The 8,774-nt window shown below is 31.6% G+C and carries 7 protein-coding genes, 2 tRNA genes and 1 rRNA gene; 2 read left to right on the top strand and 8 right to left on the bottom strand.

Annotation, left to right across the window (positions count from 1 at the left end; all coding sequences use genetic code 11):
- Positions 1-279: 279 nt before the first annotated feature.
- The 4 genes from N4T77_RS19745 to N4T77_RS19730 form a co-directional block, all read right to left on the bottom strand.
- Positions 280-355: transfer RNA gene (locus N4T77_RS19745), tRNA-Met, on the bottom strand.
- Positions 356-360: 5 nt separating this feature from the next.
- Positions 361-449: transfer RNA gene (locus N4T77_RS19740), tRNA-Leu, on the bottom strand.
- 204 nt (positions 450-653) lie between these two features.
- Positions 654-1,085: a DMT family transporter gene (locus tag N4T77_RS19735; protein WP_261673577.1), complete on the bottom strand. Its 432-nt coding sequence runs from the start codon at positions 1,083-1,085 to the stop codon at positions 654-656.
- Between the two features lie 41 nt (positions 1,086-1,126).
- Positions 1,127-1,822, bottom strand: a complete 696-nt coding sequence (locus N4T77_RS19730) for a cyclic nucleotide-binding domain-containing protein (RefSeq protein WP_261673576.1) — start codon at positions 1,820-1,822, stop codon at positions 1,127-1,129.
- Positions 1,823-2,113: 291 nt separating this feature from the next.
- Here N4T77_RS19730 and N4T77_RS19725 point away from each other — a divergent pair, with 291 nt between their 5' ends.
- Together N4T77_RS19725 and N4T77_RS19720 are read left to right on the top strand one after the other, a co-directional pair.
- Positions 2,114-2,929, top strand: a complete 816-nt coding sequence (locus N4T77_RS19725; RefSeq protein ID WP_261673575.1) for a lecithin retinol acyltransferase family protein — start codon at positions 2,114-2,116, stop codon at positions 2,927-2,929.
- Positions 2,930-3,255: 326 nt separating this feature from the next.
- Positions 3,256-5,907, top strand: coding sequence for a cation-translocating P-type ATPase (locus N4T77_RS19720; protein ID WP_261673574.1), 2,652 nt, complete (start codon positions 3,256-3,258; stop codon positions 5,905-5,907).
- A 134-nt stretch (positions 5,908-6,041) separates the two neighbouring features.
- Here the strand turns inward: N4T77_RS19720 and N4T77_RS19715 are convergent, their stop codons facing one another.
- The 4 genes from N4T77_RS19715 to rrf all read right to left on the bottom strand — a co-directional run bounded on the left by N4T77_RS19715 (position 6,042) and on the right by rrf (position 8,728).
- Complete coding sequence (locus N4T77_RS19715; RefSeq protein ID WP_261673573.1) at positions 6,042-6,488, bottom strand: staygreen family protein; 447 nt, start codon at positions 6,486-6,488, stop codon at positions 6,042-6,044.
- Positions 6,489-6,650: 162 nt separating this feature from the next.
- The gene (gene alr / locus N4T77_RS19710) at positions 6,651-7,835 is read right to left on the bottom strand and encodes an alanine racemase (RefSeq protein ID WP_261673572.1); all 1,185 of its coding nucleotides are present in this window, start codon (positions 7,833-7,835) and stop codon (positions 6,651-6,653) included.
- Positions 7,836-7,956: 121 nt separating this feature from the next.
- A complete protein-coding gene (locus N4T77_RS19705) occupies positions 7,957-8,271 on the bottom strand; it encodes a DUF2325 domain-containing protein (protein WP_261673571.1) in 315 nt (104 codons plus the stop codon).
- Positions 8,272-8,611: 340 nt separating this feature from the next.
- A 5S ribosomal RNA gene (gene rrf, locus N4T77_RS19700) occupies positions 8,612-8,728 on the bottom strand.
- Positions 8,729-8,774: the final 46 nt, after the last annotated feature.

Here is an 8,774-nt window from a genome sequence, read left to right as displayed (position 1 = left end):
TCTCAATTTAAAAGTTTGTGACTCATTACTTAAGCAGATATCAAAAATCTATGATTTTGTGATAGTCGCTTACTTCCCAATTCATTGAGAAGATTCATTAAAGAATTGCTGGTTTATATATTATAGATAAGTTTTACTTACCTTACTCTGTTTAATTTTCAAGGATCATGTCGATTCAACTCGACTGCTTATATAGCTTATCATCTTAACCTTAGTTCGTCAACCAACAATTTATACCAAGTAATTCACAGTATTATTAAGTTTGTTGACAACTTTTTTTGGTTGCGGGAGTAGGACTCGAACCTACGACCTTCGGGTTATGAGCCCGACGAGCTACCAACTGCTCCATCCCGCGATATTTGGTGCTGAAGACCGGAATCGAACCGGTACGGGTTTTAAGGCCCGCAGGATTTTAAGTCCTGTGCGTCTGCCAGTTCCGCCACTTCAGCTTTGTGTTTGTCACTCATCAAGCGACAAGTAATATCTTATCATCTATAATCACTATATATATTAAACAATCATAGCTTTAACCTACTTCACCTAATTTATACTATGTTTTTTAAATAATTTCTTCATATATCATATACTGACACACTAGACGCTGTTGTCATAAGTAACCTACGGCTTTTAGATAATAACTAAAGCATATAAGTCTATCCTTTTAACTTAAATATGATTATTCCAATTATCATAAAAAATAATCCTACTAACTTAGTATATTCAAATTTAATTTGTGGACTACCGAATAATCCAAATGTATCGATTGTAGTCGCAATTATAAGTTGAATAACAAGCATTATTGCTATGGAAAAACTAGCTCCTAGTATTGAAATTCCTTTTGCAACACTAAAAACAATAATAACTCCAAAAACTCCACCTAAAAGATAAATCTTATTAATTTCCCCTATCTTACTAAAACTTCCACTACCATATATCAATGTAATAATTAATGCAAATATAAATCCAACGCCATGGACCACCGTAGTTGTTTCTAAAAAACCAATTTTATCACTTACTCGTGTATTAAAAACCCCTTGCAAACTTATAAAAATACCTGCAAGAATAGAAAATAAAATTCCTATCATTTTGATCCCCCCATCATTCATATTAAATATTTTAATCATTACTATTCATAAATATTTCCGCTAGACAATTCTTTTAGCTTATGAAAATCTTTAATAATAATTGTACCTCTCTTCCTGATAATAATATCTTTATTAACAAATTCATTTATAATTCTGTTAAGATGTCTATAGCTAGTTCCAAGCAAATTTGCTATTTCAGTAAGCTTGCTTGTTCTAATATCATCTCCACTAGAACTACTGCCTTCTCCGCTTATTGATAAAAGGTAACTTGCAAATCTACTTTCTAATGGATATAAAAGATTTATTGACGTTGCGTTGGAAGTATTGTATAGTTTATAACTTAAGTTTTTTATTACAAACCTAAGGAATTTAGTATCATTGTAAGCATATTTTTTCAATTTCACAATTTCTATACCTATTAAAAAAGTTTCAGTAACTGATTCTACATTGCACAACCCCTTATAATCACTTAACAATTCTACATCACCTAGTATACTCAAAGGGTTACTAAATCTGAGTAGAATTGATTTGCCGTTATCATGTAACGTATATACTTTTATTTTTCCTTCAACTAAAAAGTAAACATAGTTTACATAGTTATCTTTAGTACATATCATATCTCCCTTACTAAAACAAAAAAGCTCCATATGCTCAATCATATCCTTTTCAAATATAGAATTTAATTCAAACTCTTCTATATATTGATTTAGTCTATTTATATCAAAGATTTTTTTCATAAGTTACCTCACTTATAAATTAATAGTTATAATTTATATTATCGAACTAACAGAGTTACAAACCTCTCCTATGCATATCTAGTATAAAACAGAGCATAAAAATAAAAAAGGACAAATGTCCTTTTTACTAATTTAGTTTTACCATTGTATATAAAAGAACACATTAAGTTCCCAGTAGTATCAAATTATTTTTATGCTGCCTACAATATTGTTTTGAAAATACAAATTGTGATAAACTATTATAGTGTTTTTATAATAATCTACAGATAAATAAAGGTATGTGGTGATTCTATGAGAAATAAAAAACTTCTGTTAACTATATTATTACCAATTATTCTATTAACTTTTTACTTTCTATATAAACATTATTTTAGTTTTACTAAGCCTATAGAAGTATCACAAAATATGCAGTTTAAAATAGATTTTCAAAATCCCATAATTTTTGACGACAGTACGATAAAAAGTATTGTAGTTGAAGATACTGAAAAAACTCCAGCAGATGCTTATGTATTTTTAAGTACAGATAAAAAGAGTATTTTGGTTAACCCTCCCATTGGAGGATATATCCCGGGCAAAAAGTATTCTATAACTGTTTCCCCAGAAATCCACTTTGACAATTATAAGCTAAAGGATAAAAAGTATATACCCTTTATAGTGTTAGATAACAAAAACCAACCTCCTACAAAGATTAACAAAAAAGTAGAGTATAGCGATATAATTGGTGTAACAGATGAATTTATGGGCTACAAATATAATCATTATGGAATTTATCTTGGTAACAATAAGGTAATTCACTATATAAGTACTACCGGTAAAGTGGAAGATTCAAAAATACAAGAAACTGATATGGATACCTACTTTAAATCTGGTAAATACTTTGTTTTAGATTTAAATAATTCATCTAAATTTACCGCTGAAGAAGTAATTAAAAGAGCCAAGAGTAGACTTGGTGAAAATAGTTATGATCTTCTGCAAAATAACTGTGAACACTTTGTATTTTGGTCTAAAACTGGAGATAGTAAATCTTATCAAATAGATACCCTATCTGATCAACAGGTAAGTCAACTGCGACTGCTTATTTCCATGGGAGTTCATCTTCAGTATTAAATATAATACAAAACCTGAAGAGTTTCTTCATTAATAGCGCTTAAGATTAATAATTAACTTTCTTATTTAAACTCAAGATCCTGGTAAAGTTTATTTAAAATAACTATTGACATATGGTTAAATATACTGTATTATAATGTTAAACGAAATACTTAATGCTATATCTTTTATTAAAAGGGAGTAGTTATAAATGTACTGTCAACATTACGATTAGCCTAGCTAATCTGGCATTACATACCAAGTTGTTTGGTTACAAGACTTTTAATATAATCCTCTATTCGGGTTATATTAAAAGTCTTTTTATTTTGATTAAAGGAGTGGTAATTATGACGAACTTTTACAGAGAATCCGCTAAAGAAGTTATGAATATATTAAATGTATCTTCTGATGGACTAAATGACTCTGAAGTGAAAAAAAGAAGGGAGAAAAATGGATTTAATGAACTTCAAGAAGGTGCGAAAAAATCTGCAGTTCAAGTTTTCTTTGAACAGTTTAAAGACCTTCTTGTTATAATACTAATAGCCGCTGCAGTTATTTCTATGTTTCTAGGAAATAGTGAAAGTGCATTAGTTATATTTGCTGTTATAATTCTTAATGCAATTTTAGGTACTGTACAGCATATTAAAGCTGAAAAATCTTTAAATAGTCTTAAGGCTCTTTCTGCACCTATAGCAAGAGTACTCCGAAATGGTGAAAAGATAGAAATCCCGTCTCGTGAGGTAGTTATAGGAGACATTTTGTACTTAGAAGCTGGCGATTTTATAAGTGCTGATGGAAGAATTATTAAAAACTACAGCATTCAGGTTAACGAAAGCTCTCTTACTGGTGAATCAGAAAGCGTATTAAAGACAACTGATGTCATAGATGGAGATAACGTAGCAATTGGTGATAGAAAAAATATGGTTTTTTCCGGCAGTCTTGTAACTTACGGTAGAGCAGTTATGGTGGTAACAGAAATAGGGATGAATACTGAACTTGGAAAGGTAGCTTCCTTATTAGAAAGCACTAAGGAGAAAAAGACTCCTCTTCAAATTAGCTTAGATCAGTTTGGAAAAAAACTTGCTGCTGTAATACTTGTTATATCTGCTATCATTTTTGCTTTAAATATGTATAGAGGTTATGCAGTAATTGATTCCTTTATGTTTGCAGTAGCTTTAGCTGTTGCAGCAATACCGGAGGCTTTAAGCTCAATTGTAACTATAGTGCTTGCCCTCGGAACTCAGAAAATGGCTGGTGAAAATGCGGTTATAAGAAAGCTTCAGGCTGTAGAAAGTTTAGGCAGTGTTTCTGTAATATGTTCTGATAAAACTGGTACCTTAACACAAAACAAAATGACTGTTAAAAATGCTTATGTAGATGGAAAGATATTTAATTCCACTGATTTAAATACGGATAAAGCTTTAGAAAAAGATTTATTATTAATGAGCTTATTATGCAGTGATGCAATTTCCTCCGGTGAAAAGGAAATTGGTGACCCTACAGAAATTGCACTAACAAACTTAGGTAAGCTTTATAATTTAAATGAAATAGAGGTTAGAGAAAGCTACCCAAGACTTGGTGAACTACCTTTTGACTCTGATAGAAAGCTTATGAGTACTGTAAATAATATTGATGGAAAAAACTTAATGTTAACAAAGGGTGCCTTAGACGTATTACTAAATAGAACTATAAAAATAAGAACTTCTGAAGGTGTAAGAGACTTAACCTCGGATGATAAGGTAAAAATCGAGAAAATTAACAAGGAATTCTCTCAAAATGGTCTTAGAGTATTGGCCTTTGTCTACAAAGAAATAGATGAAAATAAAGTTATAGGTTTAGAAGATGAGAATGATTTAATATTTCTTGGTCTAATCTCAATGATGGACCCACCAAGAGAAGAGTCTGCTAAGGCAGTTTCTGATTGTATCCAATCTGGCATTAGACCGGTAATGATAACTGGTGATCACAAAATTACTGCCTCTGCTATTGCTAAACAAATAGGTATATTAAGAGATGGCGATCAAGCTGTGGAAGGACATGAACTAGATAAATTAAGTGATGAAGAACTTAAAGAAATGGTAAGCAAAGTCTCTGTTTATGCTAGGGTATCTCCTGAACACAAAATAAGAATAGTGAGAGCTTGGCAAGAAAGAGGAAATGTAGTTGCTATGACTGGTGATGGTGTAAATGATGCACCGGCACTTAAACAGGCAGATATCGGTATAGCTATGGGTATTACTGGTACAGAGGTAGCTAAGGATGCTGCTTCAATGGTGTTAACAGATGACAATTTTGCTACTATAGTAAAGTCCGTGTCTAATGGTAGAAATATATACAATAATATTAAGAACTCTATAAAGTTTTTACTCTCTGGAAATACCGCTGGTATACTTTCCGTGTTATATACTTCACTTGCAGCACTACCTATACCATTTGCTCCAGTTCACCTACTATTTATAAATCTTCTTACAGATAGTCTCCCAGCTATTGCATTAGGGTTAGAACCTCATAAAAAATCTGTGATGAATGAAAAGCCTAGGGATATAAATTCACCTATATTGACAAAAGAATTCGGAAATTCAATACTTGTTGAAGGTTTAATAATTGCTGCGGCTACAATGTCTGCCTTCCATATAGGTTTAAAAACTGGTGATCATATGCTTGCAAGTACAATGGCCTTTGCAACTTTATCTCTTGCTAGATTGTTCCATGGATTTAACTGCAGATCTAAGGAATCATTGTTTAGGATTGGAGTATTTTCAAACAGGTATGCATGGATAGCTTTTGGTTTAGGACTAGTATTCTTAAACTCAGTACTTTTCTTTGAACCACTAAGAGGTATATTTGAAGTTAGCAGTCTTACTTTAAATCAACTAGGAACTATATATGGCTTAGCTTTTGTACCAACTTTAGTAATCCAAGCTTATAAAGCTGGTCGTAGTAAGTTTAAAAGAGTAAGCAGAACTAATAATACAATAGTTAGTGAAAATGCAGTCTAGGAAAGTTAATTTGCACTTTATTAAAAGTAGTTTAGAGACAAGACATGCAGTATATATGTAAAAAAGTAAATTTAACGCTTAAAGAGGGCCTTACAGTTGACAAAGCTGTAAGGCCCTCTTTAAGTATTGTTGGATTACCTGTAGTCTGAAAATATCCCCCATCTTTCAACTCTGTTAAAGTATGGAATAGTAGAGTTAAAATAAACAATTATAGGGGCCTTATCTAACTCTGGGTGAGTTTCAAATAATTTTCTATCTCCATATCTAATAGATTCAAGGGCTAACGGTAATTCTCTTCTAAAAATTCTGTTTCGTATTGCTGTATTAACAGTTCCCAATTTCCCACCTACATGGAGATATACATTGAAAAAATATTTGTTGTTTATTTTAATCCACTCTCCTAGAACTTCATCTCTCATAGGATTAATTTTTTCGTAGGCATATCGCTGCCCAATGGTTAGGAATAGTTCTGCAGTTATATCAGAGTGAGTTAGGGTATATTTTCTTGGGATAGTTGGTTTTGTGGGAGTTACGTTTGGTAGGTATTGCACATGAAGTTTTTCTGGATTTAGCCTTTTCAAAAGGGTTGCACCTTCTATTTAAATTACTATACTGATTTAGTATATGATGACTTAAAGTATTTTGATATGAAAATATAATTAATACTAATAAATACCACTTTTTAGGTTAGAACATTGATTTTTTTCCTGCTTTGTTAGCTATCATCAGTATATTATTTGATCTTATTCATAAAAATAGTGCTTTGGAACTCTTTCAGTAATACGTTGTATCTGTTCATCTGCATAGGAACTTACATACTTGCTAGCTTCTTCCCAGCTTATGTTTTCAGCACCTTGACTTCCTATAATTACAGCTTCATCAAATTCTTTAATTTTTCCCTTCAAATTAGATATATCTACCATTATGCCGTCCATGAAGTAGTTAACTACAGGAACTCGTTGATCAGCTATTAATACCTCTTTCCAACCACGACTAATACCATCACCATAACCAAGCCCAATAATAGCAACCTTAGTATCCTTTTTTGCTATAAACCTATCTCCATAGCCTCCAGTTTCACCAGCTTTAATAGTTTTAATCTTTAAAATCCGTCCCTTAAGTGTAACTAATGGTTTTACCCCATCAGGAAGATCCTTTTCACCTTCCTTATGTTCTAAACCATATAAAATTATTCCGCAGCGAACCATATCGTAGTGTGACTGAGGATACATTAGTATGCCAGCTGAACCTGCTGCATGTGCTATCTTAGGTCTTAAATTTTCTTTTTCTAGTCTATTAAGAACTTCGTTGAAACATTCAATCTGTTTAATAGTAAAGTTTTCATCAAATTCAGCATTTTGAAAATGAGTATATATTCCCTCTACTTTTACATTTGGGTACTTATTATAAATTTTTTTAATAAAATTAACAGCCTCTTTAGGCTCAATTCCGTATCTATTTAAACCAGTATTTATTTTAACATGTATATTAACTATTTTGTTACACTCAGATGCGCTTTCGTCTAACGCCTCTACAATTTCCTCGTTGTCTACCATTGGAGTAATATCATTTATAGTAATCCAAGAAGCCTGCAATGGAATAATTGGCGCAAGCAATATAATTGGAATCTTAATACCTGCTTTTCTTAAGGAAAAAGCTTCAATTAGCCTAACAACACCAAAAGTATCACATTTACAATGCTCTAGTTCATAGGCTATAGGCACCATGCCATGTCCATAAGCATCTCCTTTTAGTACTGCCATAATTTTTATGTCTGGCTTTACCAAATTCCGTATAATACTAAAGTTACGCTGAAGCTGACTTAAATTAATATCTATTTCATTAACTTCTGGTATAGGATATTTCTCAGTCTGATCTTCACCTATGGTAACAGAATTTGCAAGATTATAAGTTACTTTTCTTCTCATTTTAAGCCCACTCCTTGTTTTGTCATTTAAGCTCAACAGTGTGCTATGAACTTATAGTATATACCATAGTGTATTTATAAGTGGCTTAATTTATACTCTTGAAAAGATTTTCCGAATTATGTTAATTATATCTACCTTTTTTAACTTCTGATACTTGTTCAATATACCCTTGTATAGTCTTTTCCATATGTGTCCATGATCGTTTTGAGAATGCAATTTTTATTCCCGTTCGCTTTGATTCTCTCTTAATAAACTCTGTCAGACCATGCCCTACATAGTCAACTAATACCAATATTAAGTCTGTCTTCTCTGGTATTTTTATCTTTTTATCATTACTCTTCCTGCCACTTATATGCTCAATACTACTGAAACCACTTTCTCTTAATTTATCTGTTATGTTACCAAGCCTATCCGCTCCTACAAGCAATATACTCATAAATTCTCCCCCTATTTATAAAAGTTTGCTTTTTATATACTTAAAATACTAAAGGTAGGCTTTTTCTCTCATCCTTTATTACTAGGTAAATTATAAAAGATGATTAACGTTATAATATCCTTCCTTTACATTTTTTAATTTTATAACTTATCCCTTATATGTACTTATTGAAAATGAATATCAATATCACTTAATTTTATTATAATACATATTTAATAATTTGCAATAGCCTATACTAAAATTTCCTTAAATGCAATATCACTCTCTCTCAGATGATACCTTCTTTAGTAATATACTATAAAGAAAAAAACACTAAGCATAAACTTAGTGTTTTTTGTTTACCTAGCGACGTCCTACTCTTCCACTCAGTCTCCCGAGCAGTACCATCGGCGCTAAGAAGCTTAACCATCGTGTTCGGAATGGGAACGGGTGTTACCTTCTTGCCATAATCACTAGATACTTTCTTTTTAGTTTCCTAAAAAGACCTATTAATTTTTAAGAGT

Origin of the sequence: Clostridium sp. CX1 (assembly GCF_025398335.1) — a bacterium.
In the GTDB taxonomy this organism is placed as follows: Bacteria; Bacillota; Clostridia; order Clostridiales; family Clostridiaceae; genus Clostridium_AM; species Clostridium_AM tanneri.
The sequence above is the reverse complement of the archived record's forward strand: the minus strand, read 5'-3'. Positions and strand labels throughout refer to the sequence as shown.

What these genes read in the sequence shown, in the direction of transcription:
- N4T77_RS19730 (WP_261673576.1), bottom strand. Translation starts at nt 1,822, where the DNA reads ATGAAAAAAATCTTTGATATAAATAGACTAAATCAATATATAGAAGAG.
- N4T77_RS19725 (WP_261673575.1), top strand. Translation starts at nt 2,114, where the DNA reads ATGAGAAATAAAAAACTTCTGTTAACTATATTATTACCAATTATTCTA.
- alr (WP_261673572.1), bottom strand. Translation starts at nt 7,835, where the DNA reads ATGAGAAGAAAAGTAACTTATAATCTTGCAAATTCTGTTACCATAGGT.
- N4T77_RS19705 (WP_261673571.1), bottom strand. Translation starts at nt 8,271, where the DNA reads ATGAGTATATTGCTTGTAGGAGCGGATAGGCTTGGTAACATAACAGAT.
- N4T77_RS19735 (WP_261673577.1), bottom strand. Translation starts at nt 1,085, where the DNA reads ATGATAGGAATTTTATTTTCTATTCTTGCAGGTATTTTTATAAGTTTG.
- N4T77_RS19720 (WP_261673574.1), top strand. Translation starts at nt 3,256, where the DNA reads ATGACGAACTTTTACAGAGAATCCGCTAAAGAAGTTATGAATATATTA.